At 71.3% G+C, this 22,489-nt stretch carries 18 protein-coding genes and 2 pseudogenes; 6 read left to right on the top strand and 14 right to left on the bottom strand.

Going from position 1 to position 22,489, the window contains the following annotated elements; all coding sequences use genetic code 11:
- Positions 1–169: 169 nt before the first annotated feature.
- Entirely contained in the window at positions 170–493 is a 324-nt protein-coding gene (locus ACIA6T_RS31360; protein ID WP_399449897.1) for a hypothetical protein, read from the bottom strand.
- 978 nt (positions 494–1,471) lie between these two features.
- On the opposite strand from ACIA6T_RS31360, the gene ACIA6T_RS31355 reads away from it, so the two are divergent.
- A complete protein-coding gene (locus tag ACIA6T_RS31355; RefSeq protein WP_302181264.1) occupies positions 1,472–1,882 on the top strand; it encodes an FKBP-type peptidyl-prolyl cis-trans isomerase in 411 nt (136 codons plus the stop codon).
- A 37-nt stretch (positions 1,883–1,919) separates the two neighbouring features.
- Here ACIA6T_RS31355 and ACIA6T_RS31350 read toward each other — a convergent pair.
- Positions 1,920–2,571: pseudogene (locus ACIA6T_RS31350) on the bottom strand (nucleotidyl transferase AbiEii/AbiGii toxin family protein); the annotation flags it as partial.
- A gap of 35 nt (positions 2,572–2,606) precedes the next feature.
- Between ACIA6T_RS31350 and ACIA6T_RS31345 the strand changes: the two are divergent.
- Entirely contained in the window at positions 2,607–3,008 is a 402-nt protein-coding gene (locus tag ACIA6T_RS31345; protein ID WP_399449896.1) for a transposase family protein, read from the top strand.
- Positions 3,009–3,128: 120 nt separating this feature from the next.
- Here the strand turns inward: ACIA6T_RS31345 and ACIA6T_RS31340 are convergent, their stop codons facing one another.
- From ACIA6T_RS31340 to ACIA6T_RS31300, 9 genes and pseudogenes are all read right to left on the bottom strand, one after another.
- On the bottom strand, positions 3,129–4,859 hold the full coding sequence (locus tag ACIA6T_RS31340) for an endo-1,4-beta-xylanase (protein WP_399449895.1): 1,731 nt from the start codon (positions 4,857–4,859) through the stop codon (positions 3,129–3,131).
- Positions 4,860–5,183: 324 nt separating this feature from the next.
- On the bottom strand, positions 5,184–5,672 hold the full coding sequence (locus tag ACIA6T_RS31335; protein WP_399449894.1) for a transposase family protein: 489 nt from the start codon (positions 5,670–5,672) through the stop codon (positions 5,184–5,186).
- Between the two features lie 103 nt (positions 5,673–5,775).
- A pseudogene (locus ACIA6T_RS31330) lies at positions 5,776–6,708 on the bottom strand (PDR/VanB family oxidoreductase); the annotation flags it as partial.
- Positions 6,709–6,854: 146 nt separating this feature from the next.
- Positions 6,855–7,193, bottom strand: coding sequence for an IclR family transcriptional regulator C-terminal domain-containing protein (locus tag ACIA6T_RS31325; RefSeq protein ID WP_399449893.1), 339 nt, complete (start codon positions 7,191–7,193; stop codon positions 6,855–6,857).
- Positions 7,194–7,247: 54 nt separating this feature from the next.
- Entirely contained in the window at positions 7,248–8,594 is a 1,347-nt protein-coding gene (locus tag ACIA6T_RS31320) for a SulP family inorganic anion transporter (RefSeq protein WP_399449892.1), read from the bottom strand.
- An 11-nt stretch (positions 8,595–8,605) separates the two neighbouring features.
- A complete protein-coding gene (locus ACIA6T_RS31315) occupies positions 8,606–9,283 on the bottom strand; it encodes a GAP family protein (protein WP_399449891.1) in 678 nt (225 codons plus the stop codon).
- 10 nt (positions 9,284–9,293) lie between these two features.
- Positions 9,294–10,727, bottom strand: coding sequence for a DUF1254 domain-containing protein (locus ACIA6T_RS31310; protein WP_399449890.1), 1,434 nt, complete (start codon positions 10,725–10,727; stop codon positions 9,294–9,296).
- Complete coding sequence (locus ACIA6T_RS31305) at positions 10,711–11,643, bottom strand: HAD family hydrolase (RefSeq protein ID WP_399449889.1); 933 nt, start codon at positions 11,641–11,643, stop codon at positions 10,711–10,713. The genes ACIA6T_RS31310 and ACIA6T_RS31305 overlap by 17 nt, the downstream gene beginning before the upstream one ends.
- Before the next feature lie 48 nt (positions 11,644–11,691).
- A complete protein-coding gene (locus tag ACIA6T_RS31300; RefSeq protein WP_399449888.1) occupies positions 11,692–13,284 on the bottom strand; it encodes a DUF1254 domain-containing protein in 1,593 nt (530 codons plus the stop codon).
- 879 nt (positions 13,285–14,163) lie between these two features.
- Here ACIA6T_RS31300 and ACIA6T_RS31295 point away from each other — a divergent pair.
- A complete protein-coding gene (locus ACIA6T_RS31295; protein ID WP_399449887.1) occupies positions 14,164–14,733 on the top strand; it encodes a DUF6328 family protein in 570 nt (189 codons plus the stop codon).
- A gap of 589 nt (positions 14,734–15,322) precedes the next feature.
- Here the strand turns inward: ACIA6T_RS31295 and ACIA6T_RS31290 are convergent.
- Positions 15,323–15,859 (bottom strand): hypothetical protein, encoded by a 537-nt coding sequence (locus ACIA6T_RS31290; RefSeq protein ID WP_399449886.1) that lies wholly within the window; start codon positions 15,857–15,859, stop codon positions 15,323–15,325.
- A 122-nt stretch (positions 15,860–15,981) separates the two neighbouring features.
- Here ACIA6T_RS31290 and ACIA6T_RS31285 point away from each other — a divergent pair, with 122 nt between their 5' ends.
- A complete protein-coding gene (locus ACIA6T_RS31285) occupies positions 15,982–16,932 on the top strand; it encodes an oxygenase MpaB family protein (protein WP_399449885.1) in 951 nt (316 codons plus the stop codon).
- Complete coding sequence (locus ACIA6T_RS31280; protein ID WP_399449884.1) at positions 16,929–18,434, top strand: aldehyde dehydrogenase family protein; 1,506 nt, start codon at positions 16,929–16,931, stop codon at positions 18,432–18,434. The genes ACIA6T_RS31285 and ACIA6T_RS31280 overlap by 4 nt, the downstream gene beginning before the upstream one ends.
- Before the next feature lie 55 nt (positions 18,435–18,489).
- Here the strand turns inward: ACIA6T_RS31280 and ACIA6T_RS31275 are convergent, their stop codons facing one another.
- Positions 18,490–19,116 (bottom strand): TetR/AcrR family transcriptional regulator, encoded by a 627-nt coding sequence (locus tag ACIA6T_RS31275; protein ID WP_385050932.1) that lies wholly within the window; start codon positions 19,114–19,116, stop codon positions 18,490–18,492.
- A 128-nt stretch (positions 19,117–19,244) separates the two neighbouring features.
- Between ACIA6T_RS31275 and ACIA6T_RS31270 the strand changes: the two genes are divergently transcribed.
- Positions 19,245–20,384: an acyl-CoA dehydrogenase family protein gene (locus ACIA6T_RS31270; protein WP_399449883.1), complete on the top strand. Its 1,140-nt coding sequence runs from the start codon at positions 19,245–19,247 to the stop codon at positions 20,382–20,384.
- Positions 20,385–20,473: 89 nt separating this feature from the next.
- Here ACIA6T_RS31270 and ACIA6T_RS31265 read toward each other — a convergent pair whose 3' ends face one another.
- Positions 20,474–22,312, bottom strand: a complete 1,839-nt coding sequence (locus ACIA6T_RS31265) for an AMP-dependent synthetase/ligase (protein WP_399449882.1) — start codon at positions 22,310–22,312, stop codon at positions 20,474–20,476.
- Positions 22,313–22,489: the final 177 nt, after the last annotated feature.

Raw genomic sequence — 22,489 nt, 5'->3', positions numbered from 1 at the left:
TGGGCAAGCACAGCTTGTCATGCCGGGCACGGTGCGGGACGCCGACGACGTCATCCTGCTCCGTTTCGGCGGGTGTCCCTCTCGCGGTCGAGGGCGTTCGCTTGGTGGGTGGGGCGCACAGGACGGCTTCGGGCCGGACCGAGGGCCGCCGATCCCGTGGCCAGGACGTTCACTCCCCGGACAGCGCCCCTCGGTTGCCGCGACGCACGAGGGCGGCCTTGCGGGCCTCGCCGGCCCTCCGGGACTTGCCGCCGGCGCCGCGGGAGGCGTCCTTGCCGGCGTATCCCAGGACGTCGCGTTCCTGAAGGGCATCGGGCAGTGAGGCGGCCTGGGTCGGGAAGGGTTCGCGCACCCCGAGTCCGCTCAGTGCCCGCAGCACCTCCACCGGCAGTTCCAGACCGGCGAAGGAGACGGCCGGGGGCAGTACCGGGGTCGTGGCCCCGGGCTTGGCGGGACCGCCGTGAGCGATGCCGGAGTCATCGGGGTGCTTCATGAACAGCCTTCCGCAGGGGGACGTACCGAGGAAGGCCCGGCGGAATGGAACAGCCCACGCACAAGCGGAACCGAACAGGCGGAATCGCCCACCGCGACGACCACGCAAACGCATGACACCGACACAAGGCACAACAACTCGCCGTGGTACCGATCGCCCCTCCCGCGTCGATGGCCCCACGCGGCCGACAGCCCTTCCGGCACACCTGGTTCAGGCCCCGGCTCACCGACCGGTGGACGTCGTCCGCCATGGCGCCTTTGCCGTAGGCGTTTCGTGGGATGGCCCCGAGGACGCGGAGAAGACGGAGCCGTCCGCGTGCCGGCCCGTGGAGTGCTCCGTCATCCGGCGTTGTCGGGGCCGCCACCGCCTCGCGTATTCCGCGACCGTCCGCTGACCGAGTTCCTGGTGGGCCTCGGCAACGGACCGCTCCGTGTTCTTTCTCTCTGCGTAGATCCACGTCAGGGCGCCGGGCGGAGCAGCAGAGGCGGGTGGGCAAGCCGGACACCGTCCGGCCCGATGCTGACCATTTGCTGACCCGGAGGCGGCAATCAGGGCTCTGACCTGTGGAAACGATCGAACGCTAGATCTTGGACTTGAACATCGTACGCAGCACTCTGGACTCCTGGAAGACGGCTCCCTGCCTGCTTTGTGCAGGTCAAGGGCGGTCTTCACCGTACACGGGCACGCCTCCCGGTCGAAGACCTTGCAGAACATCGCGCACCGTACCGAGCGGGCTTCCCGCCCGGGCTTCTGTGCCGCTTCCCGTCCGGGCGGCTGCCGTGCGACCCGAGCCACCGCGTCCCGCCCGAGTGTGCGAGGGCTCGTGCGCCGGCCGTGCGACGGACCGCCGTGCGCGGCCACTGATCCGGTGCGCTCCGGAAACCGGCATGCGCGTTAGCGTGATCCTCTGCCGCATGGAGTGTCCATGGGCCGGGTCGGCCCGCACGAGGGTCTGCGACGGAGAGTGACGGAACTGCGATGAGTGAACTGACGAAGCCCGAGGTCGACGTCCCGGAGGGTGCTGCGCCTGCCGAACTGACCGTCCGGGACCTGGTCGTCGGGGACGGGGCCGAGGTGAAGCCGGGCACGGTGGTCAGGGTCCACTACGTCGGGGTGACCTTCGAGACCGGGAAGGAGTTCGACTCCTCCTGGGACCGTGACCAGCCCTTCAAGTTCGCCCTGGGCAGCGGCAGGGTCATCAAGGGCTGGGACCGGGGGTTGAGGGGGATGAAGGTCGGCGGTCGGCGCGAGATCGTCGTTCCCCCGCGTCTCGGCTACGGCAACCAGTCGCCCTCGCCGTTGATCCCGGCGGGCTCGACCCTGGTCTTCGTGGTGGACCTGCTCGACTCGTACTCCGCCGGCACAGGCGGCTGGAGCAACGCCCGCTGACCCGGACCGTTCCTGTTTCCGCGCCCTCGCCCCAGGCGTTCTCGTCATGGATCCGCGCACCCAGATCCTCCGCCCACTCCGGCGCCCACGCCTTGAGTTCTTCGATCTGCCGGGAGGTGAGCCCGTACGCGGTGCAGTCCTCGTCCTCGTACCGGTCCGCGCCGACGAGCCGGTCCCGGAGGTCTTCGAGGCTGGACTCGTCGTGGGCGCGACGGCGGCCCAGGGATTCGAGGTCGGCGGTGGAGCGGTGGCGGGAGGCGGCCTGGACGTCGATGAGGTCGCGGACGGTGCCGCGGTCGGCGAGGGCACGGACCTTGGTGCCGATCACGTCGTCGAGGGAAAGAACGGGGCCGTAGGGGGTCTGGGCGGGCGGAGCCCAGAACGCCTCCTTGAGGACGTCGCCTCGCGCTCCTCGCCGGTGTCCGGATCGGTGACGAGGAACCGGCCGCTGAGCGGATCGGTCTGGACGTGCGTGGTCCGTCATCCGCGCGTGCCGAGCCCTGCTGTGAGTGAGGCGACGATCTCCTGCGTCGGAGCGGGGTTCCCGGTGGCGACGTCGAGGTCACGGCTGAAGCGTTCGACCAGGCCGTGCGCCTGCACGGCGTATCCGCCGGTGAGGACCAGAGGATAGGGGAGCCGAGGTCGAGGATGTCGGCGAGGAGACGCTCGTGGAGCGGAGTGAGCTTCACGCGGCGGTCGTGCCGGCCCGAGCGGTGCGGAGCTGTTGCGCACGGAGCCGGCCGGTATCTCCTCCGCCCGGCCCGGCCGGTCCAGCGAGATCACCGCCGCCCGCCACGACAAGATCACCGCGCATCTCCGCGAGGCCGGCCTCGGCGCCCTGGCCGACCTCGGCTTCGTCGGCCTGGACGACCAGCCCGACGAACCCGTGATCATCACCGGCCGCAAGGCCACCCGGAACCACCAACTCACCGATGCCGAGAAGGAAGCGAACCGGTTGATCAGCCGCGAACGCGCCGCCGTCGAGCACGGGTTCGCCCACCTCAAGTCCTGGCGCATCCTGACCAAGGTCCGCATGAACGCCCGCCACGCGACCACCCTCCCGCGGGCCCCCCTCGTCCTCGCGAACACCGGGTCCAGAGGTGACCGACGATCACCCCCGCAGTGATCATGATCCTGACCGGCAGGAGTCCGTCACTCCCGGACCACACCAGCCCCACCCCCAGCCCCGCGAGCCGCGGAATCAGGATGAAACGATCCCACTGGTCGTTCGCGGTGTTCGCCGTACCTATCCAGTACCTGAGCGGCGAGCGTCGTCCAGGACGTCACGCAGTGCCCAGTAGGCGGGTTTCACCTCGTACGTCGCGTCCCAGGGAAGAGCGTTTCCCGGACTCGGGGGATAGTGTCGCAGGTCAGCCGTGGAGCCGTACTTGTCGGTGAAACCCCAGGTCGAGAACGAGGTGCAGTTGGGTTCTTCGCCGCAGACCGCGAGTTTCCCCGCCAACTGGCGGGCCTGGATGTCCTCTTCGTCCTCGTCGACGAGGACGTCCGCCTCCGAGACCCGGGCCTTCAGGCCGAGCCCGGCCAAAGCCCGGACCTTGCGTCGGAAGACCTCGGGGTCGGTACGGTCGCCGACGGCGTATTCGTGGTCCTGGAAACCGACGCCATCGATCGGAACGCCCCGCTCCTTCAACCGGATCAGCAGCGCGTAGAGGGCATCCCAGCGTGGGCCGTCCTCCTCCACCCCGTACTCGTTGAGGTACAGCACCGCGTGCGGGTCGGCCTCGCGGGCGGCATGGAAGGCGATGTCGATGTACTGCTCACCCATCGCTTCGAACCACAACTGCGGCCGCACGCCCCGGTTGCCGTTGGAGTAGTCCTCATCCTCGTCGGACATGGGCTCGTTCACCACGTCCCATTCCGCCACCTTCCCCCGGAAGTGGCCCGCTACCGCGCGTATGTGCTCCACCATGACGCGCCTGCGTTGCTCGCGCGTCATCTCGGCACGCATCCATGCGGGCAGGGCTTCGAACCAGACGAGGGTGTGGCCGTGCACCTTCATCCTGTTGGCCTCGGCGAAGTCCACCAAGGTATCGCCTTCCGCGAACGCGAACACGCCGCGTCGAGGCTGGACGAACTGCGGCTTGAAGTCGTTCTCCGGCGTAAGCATGGAGAACTCCTCACCCGCCGTCCGGCGGTAGGCGCTGTCAGTCAGCAAGGGGCCCGCGGCCAGGGCGGTTCCCATACGGATCGGGCGTGGGAGAACCGCCGCCAGATCACGCATCGCATCGCTGGACCGGGGCACTCGCAGGTCAGGCGCGTCCACGACGGACATCCGGCCCCGTCCCAGTGACCGCGCGTGGAGATCGCTGAGGGTCCAGCCCTTTCCACGGGCTCCCGCATCCGCGCCGAACCAGATGCGGCCACTGCCGAAGACGTCCCGCGCGGGAACGGTTCCCACGACCCTGCCGTCGGCCTCCAGCACAAGCCTGTTTGCGCGGACTTCGACGGCGAGGCGGACTTCGGGCCCCAGGCCGCTCCCGAAGGTCCGGGTCATCGCAGGTCTGTCGGAGTCCCCGTCCCAGCGGTCGATCCGGAGCCTCCCGCCGACCACGCCGATGCGCACGCCGCGCCGTTCGTAGCGCCATTCGTCGTAGACGACCGGCGTCTCACCGTACAGATGCAGGTAGGCACCCGTGTCATCCGTGCGCCGCAGGCCGGCTTCGATCCGGACATCCCCTCGGAACACCATGTGGGGACCGCGCAGGTTCACCGGTGGGTTCGGCTGTCCGCCGGTACCGTCCTGGCGTGTGATGCGCCGGTCGAGGGGTGTGACCCGTACCCCTGTGTGCGTGGGCTTCCCGCCGGCGAAGTGAGCCCAGTCCCTGCCGTTCAGGAGGTCCTCCACAGGTCCCCCCGCGGGCGCGGAGGTGCCGGCACGGTCCCCCGAGACACCAGCGACCAAGGCACACACAACCGCGATGACAGCGCTCTTTCGAAACCGCATGAACAGCAGCACTCCGTATCCTCAGCCCGTCTTCCGACGGCATCGCCGCCCTCAGCCACACCGTCGCCGAGCACCGTCCTCCCCAGCCGCGGCAAGAACGGTGCGCAACCGATCGCGCCGCCCCGCTGTGACTGATCGCCATCGTTTCAGGTGCGAGTGAGGGACCGTCGGCCGAGGACCGTTCGGGAACGACGGCCGGAGAGCGGCCGGTACGGTCGGCGGTGGGCCGGTACGGTCGGCAGTGGGATCGTTTCATCCTGATTCCGCGGCTCGCGGGGCTGGGGGTGGGGCTGGTGTGGTCCGGGAGTGACGGACTCCTGCCGGTCAGCGTCATGATCACTGCGGGGGTGATCGTCGGTCACCTCTGGACCCGGTGTTCGCGAGGACGAGGGGGGCCCGCGGGAGGGTGGTCGCGTGGCGGGCGTTCATGCGGACCTTGGTCAGGATGCGCCAGGACTTGAGGTGGGCGAACCCGTGCTCGCCGGCGGCGCGTTCGCGGCTGATCAGCCGGTTCGCTTCCTTCTCGGCATCGGTGAGTTGGTGGTTCCGGGTGGCCTTGCGGCCGGTGATGATCACGGGGTCGTCGTGGCGGAGACTGGCCAGTCCGACTCCGGCACCGGGCTGGAAGGTCTGCCAGGCGACGGGGGCGGCGTGCACTTCCTGGTGACGGGCCGGGACGTGTACGTCGTAACGGGACAGGCGGACGACGGGGCCGGCTTCGCGCAACCGCCGGTGCGGTGGCTCGGGGTGTGCCAGGTACTCGGCGGCGAACGGGTCGGCGTCACCGATCGGTGGCGACGCGGGAACGGCTGCTGTCCCGGTCATGGCGGCTCCATGAAAGGCGGCTCGGGTCGGAGGAGTTCGAGGCGACGGTGATCGCAGGTTCGGCAGCACGCGGCTCAGGTCGGCTGCCGGTCGAGAACGCTCGGAGGTTCAGGACCAAGCGGTCGGAGCGCGAGCGCGACACGCAGGGCATCATGCAGTCGCCCGCCGCGCGTTCATGGTCGGCCAGGACCGCGTCCCGGTGGTCGGGGGTGCCCTCCAGCACCGGGACGAGACAGGTGCCGCAGGTTCCCTGTTCGCAGGAGGACAGCACCTCGGCGCCGGCCCCGCGCACAGCGTGCAGCACGGAGACGTCCGGGGTGACGGTCACCGTACGGCCGGTGCGTCGCGGTTCCACCTCGAAGGGCGTCCGGCGCACGGGCTCGGACCGGTCCGCGGCGGTGAACCGTTCGGTACGCAGGCTGTGGCCGGGCCAGTGGGCACACGCCTCCCGGACTGCGGCCAGGAGAGGGGCCGGCCCGCAGCAGTACACCTTGGTCGCGGACAGCGGTTCGTTCAGCCACGCGGCCAGGTCCAGCGGGCCGCACTCGTCCTGGGGGTCGATGTGCACGCGACCGCCGTAGGCGTGCGTGAGGTCCGCGCGGAACGCCATCGAGGCGCGGGTACGACCGCCGTACAGCAACTGCCACTCAGCGCCCGTCATTTCGGCTTGCCGGATCATCGGCAGCAGCGGGGTGATCCCGATGCCGCCCGCGATGAACGGGTAGCGGTCGGCCGGCACCAGGGGAAAGTGGTTGTGCGCCCCGCCCACACCCACCCGGTCCCCCTGCATCAGCCGGTCGTGCCCGTAGGCCGATCCTCCACGCCCGGCGGGCTCGCGCAGGACGGCGATGCGGTAGGTGTACGGGTCCCGTCGGTCGCCGCACAGGGAGTACTGCCGCGTGATCCCGTTCGGCAGCGCGAGATCGATGTGCGCCCCGGGCGTCCAGTCCGGCAGCCGGACGCCGTCGGGGTGGTCGAGGGTGAGGGACACGACGCCGTCCGCGACGACGTCCTTGGCGCGGACCCGCAAGGACAGGGTGGGGTGGGTCGGGGAACCGCAGGCAGCAGGTTGTGTACGACCACGTTGTCGCCTCCGTCTGTGGAATGCAGGAGGGATGCGCGTGGCCGCCGAATCAGCGCGACGGCATTCTCACTGCGTGAGAGGCGAAGTTCGTACCGATGTCACACCCCCGTGACGCACCGGCCCTCCTCCCGCCCGGTGGCGTGCCGAGCGCACGGGACACGCCTCGGGCGGCCGTACACCGCCTGGGCGCCCGCGTCGTTGGGGATGATGACCGACAGCGCCGCCACCACCTGCCCGTCCGCACCACGCACCGGGGCGGCGACACCGAGGGCTTCCTCGTGGACGTAGCCGGGGCAGTAGGCGTAACCCCGCTGCCGGACTTCGGCCAAGGTGGCGCGCAGCCGGGTGGGCGTGGCCGGGGTCGCCGGGGTGTAGGCGGTGAGCGGGCCGGCCAGCAGCCGTTCCTTCAGGTCCGCCGCGCCGTGGGCCAGGAGCACCAGACCGCTGGAGGAGGCGTACAGGGGCAGCCGCCCGGTGATCCGGGCGTCGGGTCACGTGCCGGTCCTGGCGGCCTCGACCGCCTCCCGCACGGTGGGATGGATGTGTCTCAGCTCCGCCCCGGCGTCCGCGGTGCGCAGCACGTCCCTCACCTGACCCACGTCGCGGGCCAGCAGCAGCCGGACTCCGCGGGCCTCCAGCTCCCCGGCCAGCTGGTCGAGCATGCGTACGGCGCTGACGTCGATGAAGGGAACGGTCTCCGCGTCGATCACGACCGCCGTGACTCCGTCCCTGTCGGCGGCCCTCCCCACCGTGGACCGGATCCGCTCGGCGTTGGCGAAGTAGATGCCGCCCTCGACGCGCAGCACGACCACCCCCGGGATCCTGCGGCTGTCCCTGTGCCGGTCGAGCGCGGTGAAGTGCCCGTTTCCCGGCAGCTGGCCCAGTTCGCTGACGACCGTGCGCGAGGAGCGGTAGAGGAGCAGCAGCAGCGAGGCGCCGATGCCGATGAACAGGCCGGCGCCCAGGCCCGCGGCACCGAGCCCGATCAGCTCCCGGTTGGCGTCGACCTCGTAGTGGCCGCGGACGGCGTAGTTCTTCGCCGCCCCGAGTCCCTCGGCGAAGGCGACGAGCAGCACGCCGACGCTTCCGGCGGCGAGACCGCCGAGGTCGTCGAGCGAGACGTCGGGGAAGCCGAACGAGGGCAGCCCGGTGTCGACGTCCCCGACGACAGCGACACCGTGGCCCTCCAGATCGAAGGCCGTCGCCACCGCGATCCCCAGCGCCACCGCGATCAGCGGGCCGGGCACGACCGGGGCGATCCACCGCAGAGCGAGGATCAGCAGGAGGCTGCCGGCGCCGACCAGGACGGTGAGGCCACTGGTCGCGCCGAGGTCGCCGATCAGGGCCCAGATCTTCTCGAAGAAGTCCCCCGGCCCGCCCTCGACACCGAAGAGCTTCGGCAGCTGGCCCGCGATGACCGTCAGTGCCAGGCCCACGATGAAGCCCTTCAGCACCGGCTCGGAGATGAAACTCGCGAGGAAGCCGAGGCGCAGCAGTCCGGCGAGGAGCGCCGCGAGGCCCACCGTGACGGCGAGGGCCGCCGTCAGCGCGGCGAAGTGGGCGCCGGAACCGTCCGCGGCGTCACCGACGATCGCCGCCGAGAGCGCCGCCGTGGCCGCCATCGGCCCGACCACCAGGTGTCTGGAGCTGCCGAAGACGGCGTAGAGGATCAGGGCGGCGGGCGCCGCGTAGAGGCCGACCACGGGCGAGACGCCGGCGATCGTCGCGTAGGCGAGCGCCTCGGGCACGAGGACCGCCCACACGGTCGCCCCGGCCAGTGCGTCCCGCCCCAGCCACTGCCACCGGTATCCCCGCGGGGAGGGGAACGGTCCGGGCATGCTCGCCCTCATCAGGAGGAGAGATCACTGATGGCGTTGCCCACCAGCTTCGCGGCGAAGAGCAGGCAGATCACGGCCATGATCGCCGTGTTGTGCCGCTCCATCCAGAGCCTGAGTCCGTCGAGGATGTGCTTCGAGCGCTCCTTGAGGGCGAAGTAGAGCACGACCGGCGTTCCGGGCCCGAGCGCCCCGAGCACCACGTAGACGGCCAGTGCCACGGCCTGTGCGCCGGCGGAGGTGTCCGTGCGCGCGATCGCCGACGCCGCGGCGATCGAGAGCAGCAGGTTCTTCGGGTTGAGGGCGGACAGCGCCGTCCCGAGTGTCAGCGCCTTGACAGGGGTGAACGAGTCGACCGTCTTCATCCACTTCGGCAACGTCACCTCCTCGTCGCCGCGCGGCCGGCCGCGCCACTCCTTCACCGCCACCCACAGCAGCAGCACGCCGAGCGCCAGGTCGAGTGCGCTGACCCAGTCGGCCGGCTGCCCCTGGTCGCCCGGGCCGGCGCCGCCGGAGACCAGCAGCACGATCGTGCCGACCAGGGCCAGGCCCAGGGCCCAGCCCAGGAGCAACGCCGGGCCGTTGGAGCGCGCCCTTGGGGTGGCGAGCATCAGCACCACACCGATGATCGGGAACGCGCTCAGCGCCACGGCGACGCCGTAGGACAGAATCTGACCGATCGTCTCACCCACGGCCGCCTGCCTACGCCGGTTCGATCTCGCCCGGCCGCCAGCTCTTGTCGAACCAGCTTTCGAGCGGACCGTAGAGCCGCAGCGTCACGAAGAATGCCTTGCCGGGTACGGTCTGGACCCAGTTCGCCTCCTCGCCCTGCGGCGCGGTCGGGCCGAAGTGGATGACCGTGTCGCCGTTGTTCTCGGGCCGGACGGCTTCCGACTGGCTGTTGACGCTCGGGTAGGGGTGGTCCGTGCGCAGCAGCGACCGGGTCTGAGGGTCGTAGGCGGTGACGGCCCAGAAGTTCTTCACCGGGACGCCGCTCGGCAGTGTGAGCGTGTAGTGCCGTCCGCCGTCGAGCCACTCGCCCGTGGAGTCCTCCGCCGTGTAGGCGTACTGCGATCCGGTGCCGACGGGCGCCGTCACCATCGCCGGCGAGGAGACGGTCGCGAAGTAGTAGAACACCGCCCGGGAGTCCAGCAGCCGGGCGCCCTCCGCCGACAGGAACTCGTAACTGCGGGTGGGGAACGGGGTCTTCCACGACCTGTCGGGGTAGTAGTAGAAGCCCGGGTCACGTGGCTTGAAGGCCAGTGTCCGTACGATGCCCGAGGCGATCCTGGCGGCGGTGTCGAGGATCGAGCGCATACGCTCGTCCGGCTGGAAGGGCTTGCCGCGCACGATGCCGAGCGCGGCGAGCTGACCGGCACGCTCGGGGTCGAGTGATTCGGGCGGCTCCGCCTGGACGATGGTGTCGATCTCCTCGAAGAAGGAGAAGTCATTGGCGTGGATCGTGTTGAAGTCCGATTCCGCCCAGTTGACGAAGCGCTGCTCGGGCCGGTCCGCCGCGGCCGAGAGCGGGTGGATCCGCGCCGTGAGCAGGCTCTCCGTACCGCCGAGCGCGCGGAGCACCACCCAGGAGCTGTAAGTCGCCGGCCGCACGACGAAGTACCCGTCGGGAACGTCACCCTCGTGGCCCGGAGGGAGGAAGAGGTACTTGCCTCCTTCTCCCTGGTCGGGCCCGGCGATGCCCATGTCGGTGACGTAGCGCTGCCACATGTCGTCGACGACGCACAGCGAGTTCCCCGGCGCCTCGATCACGGTGGGACCGTCCTCGTCGAGCGCCAGGAAGGTCATCCCGTAGGTGGTTTCCGTGTTGCCCGTGAGCAGCACCGGTGCCGAGGTGCATCGCGGGGCCGTGTAGCCGATCGTGCGGGAGTCGACGCCGACGCTCCTCAGGCCGCGTCGCATCGCCACCATGGAGGCGCCGGGTACGCAGTTGAGGAACGCCTCGATCCCGCGCAGCAGATCCAGCGTGTCGTAGCTGCGGGTGACCGCGTCGGGCGAGGGCAGGCCGTCGAAGAAGTCCAACGCTCCGAAGACCGTCTCCAGCCGATCCGGGCAGATGATCGACGCGAGGGTCTCGGGTGATGTGCCCGGGCTTGGGGCGTCACTGATGTGAGGCACTCGGTTTCTCCTGAGTGAATCGTTCTGTGAAAACCACGTTCCAGTCGTTCTTCACGCTGACCGTCGTCCACCCGGACCTCTCGGCCGTCGCGCGTGCCCGCTCCGCACAGTCGGTGTAGGCGTACTCCCGGACGTCGTCGTCGTGGACGACGAGCAGGGCGAACCGCGCGGACCGCAGCATCTCGACGTCCACGTCGTCGTTGCCGGCCGCGAAGCCCGGCAGCCGGCCGGTGCGGGCGAGGATGTACTCCGGTTTGCCGGGCCCGAGCGCGAGGGGACCGTGCGGGGTGGCCCGACGGACCAGCACGCCGTCCCGGTAGGCGAACTCCGGTGCCGAGCCGATCACGTTCTCCCTGGGCAGGCCCCAGGTGTCCTCGCAGATCACCCGCATGAAATCACGCCCGCCGCCCGAGCAGACGAACAGCCGCCAGCCGTACGCCCTGAGGTAGTCGAACAGCTCCCGCATCGGCTGGTAGACGAGGCCGGAGTACGGCACTCCGAAGCGCTCGTGGCGCCAGGAAGCCAGGTACCGGGCGGCCTCGGCCTCGTACTCCGCGAGGGTGGTGCCTTCCCAGGCCGCTCCGACGGCCTCCACCATCGACGCCACCGCGTCGGGGTCCTGTTCGTTCAGCGCGCGGAAGTACGACTCGTCCCGGTCGGCGATCTCCCGGTAGGGCCGCTCGCGGGCCGGCGGCGGGTCCTCCTCCAGCCGCGCGGCCAGTTTCCCGAGGACGAACGCCATCTGCACCGGCGCGGGCTTCTCGACCCACAGGGTTCCGTCGTTGTCGAACACGGCGACCCGCTCCTCCGGCGGAACGAAGCCCGGCGAGCCCTCCGCCGCCGCGGACGTCACGAACCCCACGATCGCCCGTTTCGCGGCACCGTCGTTCCAACTCCCCAGCGGGGTCGTGTCCATGCACCTCACCGTCCGGACCGTCTGCCTTCGGGGCGCCGTCGGGCGAGGTCAGCCCACCGCCTCGATCTCGCCCGGCCGCCAGGTCTTGTCGAAGAACGGCCGCAGCGGGCTGTAGAGCCGCAGGACCGCGAACCACCCCCGGCCCGGCGTGGTCTGGATCCAGTTGCCCTCCGGCACGCTGTCGGGCCGCTCGGGCCCGAAGCACACCGTGGTCGTGCCATCGGGGTCGGAAACCGCTGCCGGGGTGGGATAGGCCTGGCTGCCGGCCCGTGGGAACCGTTGCGGGGTGTCGAGCATCGACCGCGTCTGGTTGTCGTAGGCGGTGACCGACCAGAACCGGGCGGCGGGAATGTCCGGCGGAAGCACCAGACGGTAGTACCTGCCGCCGTCGAGGGCCCGGCCTTCCTGGTCCGCGAGCGAGAACACGTACTGCGAGCCGACGCCGGCCAGCGGCGCCGTGAACGCCGGGCTGATGCCCACGCCCAGGTACCACCACCAGGACCGCAGGTTGAGTTTCCGGGCGCCGTCGTTCGGACGGGGCTCGACGCCCCTGTCGGTGATGTCCGCGGGTGGCGCCAGGAACTCGTGGCCGGACACGAGCAGGCCGTTGAGCCACCGGGAGGAGGCACCGTAGTAGTGCGCCCCCTCGGCCGGACGCGGGCGGCAGGCGAGGGTGCGGGCCGTGGCGTTGCCGACCGCGGCTGCCTCGGTGAGGACCTTCCGCATCCGCGCGTCCGGCTCGAAGGGCCTGCCCTTCACGATGCCGACCGCGGCCAGGGCACCGGCGATCTCGGGGTCGAGCGCCTCGGCAGGCTGGTCGTGCACGAGCTCACTCGCGAAGTCGAAGTACGTCGCGTCCGCGGGCGGGATCGTGTTCACGGGCAGTCCGGAGCCCTCGACGAAGCGCGGTGGGTCGAGCCTGCGCAGCGCGGCCGTCCAGGTCTGGGCGGTCCACGGCAGCGGCGGGGCCGTGCCGCCGGTGACGATCTCCCCGATGCTGGTCCCGTAGAAGCCGGGGACGTAGCGGTAGATGCGCAGGCCCTCCTTGATCCGCTCGACCGCCGGCTTCGGGTCATCGCCCTCCAGGAAGGCCCGCCCGCCCAGGATGAGCCGCGTGGTGCGGGTCCGGAGCGTGAAGAACCCGCCCTCGGGAACAGGGCCCTCATGACCGGGTGGCACGAAGAGGTATTTGCCGCCCGCTCCGCGATCCGGACCGGCCATGCCGGGGTCCGCGACCCAGCGGAACCACATGTCATTGAGGAAACAGAGGGCGAGGGGCGGCACTTCCACCACCAGCGGACCCTCGATCAGGTCGAGGAAGCTCATGAAGTAGACGGTGTCGGCGTTCCCGGTCAGCACAAGCGTCTTGTGATCCATGAACTCCGAGAAGAGCAGGACGTCGTGGTCCTGGATTCCGGCCTCCAGGAATCCCCGGCGGGCCGCCCACAGGCTGACGCCGGAATACGCGTCGAGGAACGCGCTGACCGCCCGCACGTGGTCCACATGGTCGTAGAGGCGGTTCGCGGTCTCCTCGGTGGGCACGCCCAGCGGGAACTCCAGGGTGCCCAGGTGCGTCTCGACACGCTCGGGCGTCGAGATCGACTCCATGGCCCGGGGTGAGATCTGTGCGGTGCGCTGCAAGGAATCGCTCCGTTCTCGGGAAGATGCCGCCCTGTCGACCATGTGCATCACCCACCGCAGACCACCACCGCGCCTAGGCCATCGGAGGGTCTTCGAGTGGAGCGCTGCGTGGTTCGGCCTACGGCCGGCACGGCGAAGCGACGCCGGGCAAGACCGTCACCGTGTCGTTCCTCGCCCTGGGCCGACGGGTCCCGTTCCTGGCCGCCACGTGGTCCTCACCGGGCGACCGCGCCTTGATCGTCAGGCTTGGTCCGCTGAGACGCAGCCGCGTCCTGCCCAGAGGCCCTGGCGGCGCCGGGCCGGGTCACCTCCCTCGCGGCCCGGAGGTCAGCAACGCCAGGACACAGCCGCGCCCGATGCTGACCGCTTGCTGACCTCAGCCCGGCATTCATGCCTCTGACCTGTGGGAATGACCGAGTGCTAGATCTTGAACATCGTCCGCAGCACTTTGGACTCCTGGAAGACAGCTCCCTGCCTGCTTTGTGCAGGTCAAGGGCGGTCTTCACTCTACATGGGCACATGTCGGGGTCGAAGATCGTGAGAAACGTCGTTCACTCCGGCGAGGAGTGGACGACGACGCACCGGCAGAGCCCGCGGCGCGCCGACGGGTGACTGCCGCGAGCAGCGCGACGAGGTCCGGAGGAGCCCCGCTCCTTCCTCTCGGACCGGCCGGACGTCCACGGTCCGGGCATCGGCCGACGCCTGCCACACGCTCGTACGCCGCGCCCCGGCAGACGCTCCCGGTCCTTCACACGGAGCCATCGGCCGTACACGGCGCTTCCGCCGCCCGCCGCACCGGATCAGCCCTTCCGCGCCCTTGACCTGCATGAAGGGAGTGAGGACGGGGCAGACGAGCCGCCTGGACATATGGAGGATGCCATGACCATGACGGAGCAGCCGGTCGAGACGGCGGGGGAGGAAACCGCCTGCTGCGCGCGCCACGACAGCCACGGTCCGGGACCCGGTGCCGAAGCGCCGGAAGCACCGCGCGAACGGGTCAACCGCCGCTGGAACGAGATCCTGCAGGAGACGCGGGTCACCCAGACCGGCGTGCAGATCCTCTTCGGGTTCCTGCTCAGTGTGGCCTTCACCCCGCTGTTCCGGGAGTTGGGGACACTGGACCACGCCATCTACGTCACCACCGTGGTGCTCGGCGCCGCGGCCACCGGATCGCTCATAGCGCCCGTCTCCATCCACCGCTTCCTGTCCGGACAGCGCATGAAGGACGAGGTGGTGGAGGCCGCCTCCCGCTTGATGATGTGCGGCATGGTCCTCCTCGCGCTGACCATCGGCTGCACACTCCTGCTGATCCTCCGTTTCGTGGTCCCCGGCGTCCTCGCCGAAGTACTCGTCGGCGCGGTCATGCTGTGGTTCGGCCTGTGCTGGTACGTACTGCCGCTACGCCTGCGGCACCGCGCCGCTCGGCGCTCGCGCACCGACGGCGCGTGACGCTCCGGGGGTGCACGGGGGCGGGGCACCGTCGGCTCGTCGCCGAAGCGCAGGGATTCCGCCCGGTCCTCCACGTCGGACTCCCGGCCGACGGGAACGGCGGCAGAGGAGAGCTTGACGGTGTGGTCGGCGCGCCGCTCCGGAGGTTCGTCCCGGTCCGTCGGCGCACCCGCGAAGTGGCCGGCGAAGGAGTTCCCGGCGTCGCCGACCGGAGCGTAGACGTGTCCGAAGCGGTCGACGGCCGTCGGCGAGGGCCTCGCGGGCGTGTCCGTCTCCGGACCGCGTCCGGCACCGGCGCCGAGGACGGCCTCGCTCGTCAGGAGTTTCCTTCGGGTGCCGTGTTCCGGCACCCCGCACGGCGGCCCGCCGGGGCGGGAGCTGACCCGGCTCGTCCGCACGGCGGACGACCGCGTGCCGGCGGGGCCGGCGCGGGACAGCCGGAACCGGCCACAGGCCGTCGCGGGGCCGGGAGGCGGGGCGGACTCGCCGACGAGGTCAACGCCGCGCTGCGCGACTTCCCCCCGAAGTGACGGTGGTGGACGGCTGAGCTTCTTCGGCGTCGCCGCTCCAGGGTGAGGACGGCACAGCTCTACGACGAGAGCGGATCGGCGGACGTCCGGAAGACGGTGGAAGCGGACACCGGCGACGGACGAGGACCAGGCGTCCGTGCCCGGGCCTCCGCGTACACGCTGCGCAGCCGCTCGATCCGCGATCCGGTGAACTGCTCGTCGATGTCCCCGGTGCGGTAGGCCGGCAAGGTGGTGGGGGCGTGGCCGGCGAACCCGGGCATCCACGCCGCCCGCCCCGCCCTAGCGTTGACGACACTGTCCGACGCCTCGAAGGACGGCACCTGTTCCCGCAGCCGGAAGGCGCGGATCATCGCGTTCCGCTGCGTCGGCCGGTCCTCGTGCGGACCGGACACCGTCCGCCGCACGCTCGACCGCGTCCCGCCCGTGCCCGCGACCGGGCCGGCACTCCCCACGTACCGCTCGCCGGTGCCCGCACCCTCCGGCACCACCCGCACGCCGGGAGTCTTGACGCCCGTGAAACAAGTCAATAGTTTCAGTATCTTCGACTCACCGCCCACGACCCGCACGGCACCGCGCAGCCACGTCACCCGGCTCACCGGCGGCATCGTCATCCCACCCGTACGGCAGGGTGCCGGTCGACGCGGAGACCGTCCGCTTCTCCGACCCGACCGCTCGTACCGCGAGCCGGTGGCCGCGATTCCGACAGGAGGGATCACCCATGGGCCGCTACAGCCGGCTCCGCCGCATCCAGCAGATGGATCCGCAGCGGGACTTCGAGCAGATCTACCGGTGGATCGTCCACTACGAGTTCCCCCGCGACTACCTCCACGGGACGTCGATCGCGTTCCTGCGCGACTTCGGCGTCCCGCGCGTCTCCCGGCTCCTGGACCGTACCCAGGAGTTCGAACGCGCCGGTCAGAAGCGGTACGACGACACGGTGCTGATCACGTACGAGATGGTCCGCGAGGGGATGCACTCGGAGCACGGCCGGGCGGCCGCCCGCCACCTGAACCGCATCCACGGCCGTTACCGGATCCCCAACGAGGACTTCCTCTACGTCCTCGCCACCACGGTGGTGGGGCCGAAGCGGTGGATCGACCGGTTCGGCTGGCGGCGCCTGTCCGAGCAGGAGACCGAGAGCCTGGCACTGGTGGGCCGGCGGATGGGCGAGATGATGGGCATCTCCGGCGTGCCCGGCACCTACGCCGCGTTCGAGCGGCTCCACGACGACTACGAGCGGGAGATGTACGCCTACGACCCCGCCAACCGCAGGGTCGCCGCGGCCACCCTGCGCATTCTGGCCTCCTGGTACCCGGCCCCCTTACGGAGGCCGGCGTCCCGGATCGTACTCGCCGTCCTGGACGAACCGCTGCTGACGGCGCTCGGCTTCTCCCCGGAGCCGCGCTGGGTGCGGGCCGCCGTCCACCGCGGCTTCCGGGTCCGGGCCGCGCTGATCCGCCTGCTGCCCGGGCGGCCGGAGCGGTTCCCGCGCAAGCCCGAGGCGCGCACCTACCCCTTCGGCTGGACCCTGGACGACCTGGGTCCGCACTGGGCGCACTCCCGTCCCACGGCCCCGCTCCAGGAGGAGACACCGCCGGAAGGGGACCCCGTTCCGGTGCGGCCGCCCGCCTCCCGTGCTTCCCGCGCTCCCCGTCAGGAGACCCGATGACCGACACCACCCCGGCCACCGCACCACGCGCCGCGACCTTCACCACGTACTCCCCCGCGACCGGCGAGCCGATCGCCGATCACCCGGTGGACGGGCCGGAGGAGGTCTCCCGCGCCGTGGCGCGGGCCCGGACCGTCCAGGGCGGCTGGGCGGCGCTGCCCGCGTCCCGGCGCCGTGACCATCTGCTGCGCTGGAAGAAGGCGCTCGCCACCGACCTGGACGCCGTGGCCCGCACCATCGCCGAGGAGACCGGCAAGCCGGCCGGTGACGCCGCGCTGGAGGTCGTCCTCACGCTGGAGCACCTGGGCTGGGCCGCCCGCAACGCCGGACGCGTGCTGCGCCGGCGGAAGGTGGGCACGGGACTGTTCACCGTCCACCAGCGGGCCTCGCTGGTGCACCGGCCGCTGGGCGTGGTCGGCGTGATCGGCCCCTGGAACTACCCCCTGTACACCCCGATGGGCTCCATCGGTTACGCCCTGGCCGCGGGGAACGCCGTGGTCTTCAAGCCGTCCGAGCTGACCCCGGGCACGGGGGTCCTGCTGGCCGGGCTCTTCGACTCCGCCGTGCCCGGGCACGCCGGGCTGCTCACCACCGTCACCGGCGCGGCGCCCACCGGGGACGCCCTGGCCCGGTCCGGGGTCGACAAGCTGGCGTTCACCGGTTCGCCGGGGACGGCCCGCAAGGTGATGGCGGTGTGCGCCGAGACGCTGACGCCGTTCCTCGCCGAGTGCGGCGGGAAGGACGCGGTGATCGTCACCGCGGACGCGGACCTGGACGCGGCGGCCGACGCGATCGTGTGGGGCGCGATGGGCAACGCGGGGCAGACCTGCGCGGGGGTGGAACGCGTCTACGCGGTGCGTGAGATCCACGCGGCGCTGTGCGAACGGGTGGTCGAGCGGGCCGGGGCGCTGCGTCCGGGTGCCGGGGCGGACGCCTCCTACGGCCCGATGACGCTGCCGGGCCAGGTCACGGTCGTCGAGCGGCATGTGATCGGTGCGGTCGCGGCGGGTGCGCGGGCCCTGCTGGGCGGGCCCGAGTCGGTGCGCGCTCCGTACGTCGCGCCGGTGGTGCTGACCGGCGTTCCGGAGGACGCGGCGGCGATGGCGGAGGAGACCTTCGGGCCGGTCGTGGCGATCAACCCGGTGGCCGACGTGGACGAGGCGGTGGAGCGGGCCAACGCCTCGCGTTACGCCCTGGGGGCCGCGGTGTTCTGCCGCGGCGGACGCGCCGGTGCGGCGATCGCGGCGCGGCTGCGCGCGGGGGCGGTGTCGGTGAACTCGGTGCTGGGCTTCGCGGCGGTGCCGGCGCTGCCGTTCGGCGGTTCGCGGGACTCCGGCTTCGGGCGGATCCACGGCGAGGAGGGGCTGCGCGCCTTCACCTCCGCGCAGTCGACGACGGTGCAGCGGTTCACCCCGCCGGTCGCGCTGACCTCCTTCGGGGTTCCGGCCGCCACGCGGGAGCGCGCGGTGCGGCTGGCGCGGGCACTGCACCGGCGCCGCTGAACGGCCGGGCGGCGTCCCGCCGGCCGGGACCGTCCCAGCGGACGGTCCCGGCCGGTCAGGCGTCCAGCAGCGGGGCCAGGTAGCGGCGGGCGAAGGCCCGGGCCTGGTCCTCGTCCTCCATCTCGATGCAGCTGGCGGGGTTGAGCAGGAAGGACACGGCGACCCGCACCATCAGCTCGGCGACCGGACGCGGGTCCTCGTCGGGGCGGCCCTCGGCCTGTTGCGCGCGGCGCAGATGGACCGTCAGGTACTCGACGGTGGCGGAGAGCGAGGAGCTGCCCTGCACGGTCAGGTAGGGCAGCACCACCTCGGGTTCGAGGCGCAGCAGGCCGCCGAAGAGCGGATGGGCGCGGGTGTGGCGCAGGGCCACCACGAACCCCTCGACGACCCGCTCCTTCATGGTCGGCAGCGCCGCCACCGCCGCGTCCAGCCGCTGGAAGAACCGGCTGAGCTCGCGCAGCAGGGTGTCCTCGACCAGCTTGTCCTTGGTCTGGAAACGCCGGTAGACGGTGACCCGGGAGACCCCGGCCCGCTTGGCGACGTCGTCCACGGAGGAGCGGCGCAGACCCAGCAGGGTGAACTGCTCCAGTGCCGCGTCGAGGATCCGCAGCGCCATGCGGTCCTCCGGCTCCGGCCGGTCGAGGGCCCGGGCGAGCCACGAGTCGTTCGTGTCAGTTCTCATGGTGCTCCTCACGATACCGGCGGACACTTCCCTGAGATACTGCGAAACATCTATCGTATCTCTGTAACCCGCTTGTGTGCCCGACCCTGACCGAGCCGCCGACCGGCACCCGGATCCCGGAGGACCTGATGGGCAGTCGACTCACCGAGGAACAGGCCGCTTTCGCCGCGGCCGTGCGCGATTTCGCCAAGCGCGAGTGCGGTACCCGAGAGCAGCGCGACGCGCCGGCAGGGGACGGCCGCGAGACCCACGACCCCGAGTTGTACGGAAGGCTCGCCGAGCTGGGCTGGCTCGGGGTGTGCCTGCCCGAGGAGTACGGCGGCTCCGGCGGCGGGCTGGCCGACGCCTGCCTCTTCCTGGAGGAGACCTCGTACGGGATGGTCCCGTGCGGGGGTTTCGTCACCACCGTCATCACCGCGAAGGCGTACGAGCGGTTCGGCACGGAGCGGCAGCGGCGCGAGGTGCTCACCGGGGCGGTGCGCGGCGATGTCCTGGCCATCGCCATGTCGGAGCCCGGCGCCGGGTCCGACGTCGGCGCGCTGCGCTGCCGCGCCCGGCGGGAGGGGGACGGCGCATGGGTGATCGACGGCCAGAAGACCTGGATCTCCAACGCGCACTGCGCGAAGAGCATTCTGCTGGTGGCCCGCACCGGTGAGGACAAGCACGGCGGTCTGACCATGTTCCATCTGCCCGCCGACACCGCGGGCGTGGAGGTACGGGGCATCGAGACCATGCGCGGCCGGGAGGTCAACGACGTCTTCCTCACCGGCGTACGGCTGCCCGCTGACGCCGTCGTCGGTGAAGTGGACGGCGGATGGCGGCAGTTGATGGCCGGTCTGAACTACGAGCGGCTCTTCCTTGCCGCGAACATGCTGGGTCTGGCCCGCCGCGCCTTCGACGACACCGTCGCCTACGTCCGCGAACGCGAGCAGTTCGGGCGGCCCGTGGGCTCCTTCCAGGCGCTGCGGCACCGGATCGCCGATCTCGCCACGGAGATCGAGTGCACCCGGCTGCTGGTGCGCGAGGTGGCGCTGGACTGCGACGCGCGGCCGGACCGGCTGTTCCCGCGCGAGGCGTCCATGGCCAAGCTGAAGGCCACCGAGATCGCCAAGCGGGCCGCCCTGGAGGGCATGCAGATGATGGGCGGCTACGGCTACACCACGGAGTTCGACATGGAGCGCCATCTGCGGGCCGCGGTCGTCTCCACGGTCTACGGCGGGACCAGCGAGATCCAGCGGGACGTCATCGGCAAGACCTACGGCCTCTGAGACGGCCCGACGCCCACCTCCGGAAGGGGGTGGGCCCCGCGCTTCCCGTGCGTGGGAAGCGCGGGGCCCCGGAAGGAACGCGGCCCGGGTCAGTCCTCGTAGAGCCCGGTCAGCGCGTCGGCGTACTTGTCCCGGATGACCCGGCGCCGCATCTTCAGCGACGGAGTCAGCTCGCCGGTCGCCGGGCCCCACTCCTCCGCCAGCAGCTCGTACCGCTTGACCTGCTCGGTGCGGTTGAGCCGGGTGTTGGCGGCGGCCACCGCGCGGTCCACCTCCGCCCGGACGGCGGGATGCCGCACCAGCCCGGCCGGTCCCCCGTCCGCCTGGACGCCGTTGGCCGCGGCCCAGGCGGGGGCGGCCTCCGCGTCGAGCACCAGCAGGGCGACGAGGTAGGAACGGTTGTCGCCGTGCACCATCGCCTGGCCGATCAGCGGGTGTTCCTTGAGCGCGTTCTCCACCAGGGCCGGCGAGACGTTCTTGCCGGTGGAGGTGATGATCATCTCCTTCTTCCGGTCGGTGAGCCAGAGGTAGCCGTCCTCGTCGGTCCGGCCGATGTCGCCGGTGGCCAGCCAGCCGTCGGCGTCCAGGGCCGACCGCACCGAGCCGTCCGGCCGAAGGTAGCCGGAGAAGACGGAGGAGCCCCGCACCAGGATCTCGCCGTCCTCGGCGGTACGGATCTCCACGGACTCCACCGGGCGTCCCACCGAGCCCAGCCGGAAACCGGTCTTCGGGCTGTTGCTGGTGGCCACGCCGGCGGTCTCGGTCAGCCCCCAGGCGTCCATGATGACGATGCCGAAACCGGCCCAGAACCTCACCACGTCGACCGACATCGGCGCCGACGCGCTGGCCGCCCAGGTCACCCGGTCCAGACCGCCCGCGGCCAGCAACGGCAGCAGCACGTCCTCACGGGCGCGGACATGGCGTTCCTCGAGCTCGGCGGGCGGCGCCTCCCCCCGCTCGCGGTACCCGACGTGCTCGCGGGCGACCTCGAACGCCCTTTCAATGAGCGTCCGTTGCTCGGCCGGCATCAGCGAGAGGACGGCCCGTACGGCGGCGGACAGTTTCTCCCAGATCCTCGGCACGCCGAAGAACTGCGCGGGGCGCACCTTGCGCACCACCTCGCCGACGCGCGTCGGGTCGGCGCAGAGGTGGACGTGCGAGGCACGGTGGCAGGGCAGGTAGATGCCCAGCATCCGCTCGGCGATGTGGGCGAACGGCAGGTAGCAGATGTGCTCGACGTGCGGGGGAAGCTCCACCACGGCGTCCAGCGCCAGGGCGTTGGACATCACCTCGCGGTGGGTGAGGACGACGCCCTTGGGCTCGCCGGTGGTGCCGGAGGTGTAGACGACGGTCAGCGGATCCTCGGGGCGGGCGGCGTCCAGTTCCTTGGCGAACTGCTCCGGCGCCGGCTCGCGGAGCAGGGCGGCGTACGGGACGTGACCGCCCTCCGCACCCGCCTCGGCCACCACCAGGCGCTCCAGCGGGGTGTCGGCGTCGGCCAGCAGCGGCTCCCACACGGCGACCTGCGCCGCCCCCTCGACGACGGCGAGGCGGGCCCGGCAGTTGCGGGCGATGTGGGTGATCTGCTCGGGGGCCGCGGTGCCGTAGACACTGACCGGGACCGCGCCGAGGCGGACCAGCGCCAGGTCCGACAGCCAGTGTTCGGGCCGGTTGGACATCATCATCAGCACGTGGTCGCCGCGGCCGACGCCGAGGGCCCGGTAGCCGGCGGCGAGGCTCCGGGTGTGCTCGTGGATCTCCGCCCAGCCGAGCGTCTTCCAGTCGCCGTCGCCGTCCGGGTCCGCCGACAGCCAGGAGAGGCCGGGGAGTTGCGGGTACTCGCGTGCGTTTCGGGCCAGTAGCTGCGGCAGGGTCCGGCCGGCCGGGTCGTCGGGCAGGTCGCCGGTGGTGCGGGGTGCTGATGTCATCGGGGCCTCCTTGCGGGTCGGAAGGGAACATCTGGGGAGACCGGGGCGCTGGGACGCCCCTGCCGGCGTGCCTGGTGGAGCTGGGGGGTGCCTCTATGTCTTTCGTCAAGGCGCCCAGGTTGGGTTTGGGGTGCTTTGGTCTGCTGGGGTCATGCGGCGAGTTCGACGTCTTCGGGG

Source organism: Streptomyces sp. NPDC051740 (genome assembly GCF_044453165.1).
GTDB lineage: Bacteria > Actinomycetota > Actinomycetes > Streptomycetales > Streptomycetaceae > Streptomyces > Streptomyces atrovirens.
The sequence above is the reverse complement of the archived record's forward strand: the minus strand, read 5'-3'. Positions and strand labels throughout refer to the sequence as shown.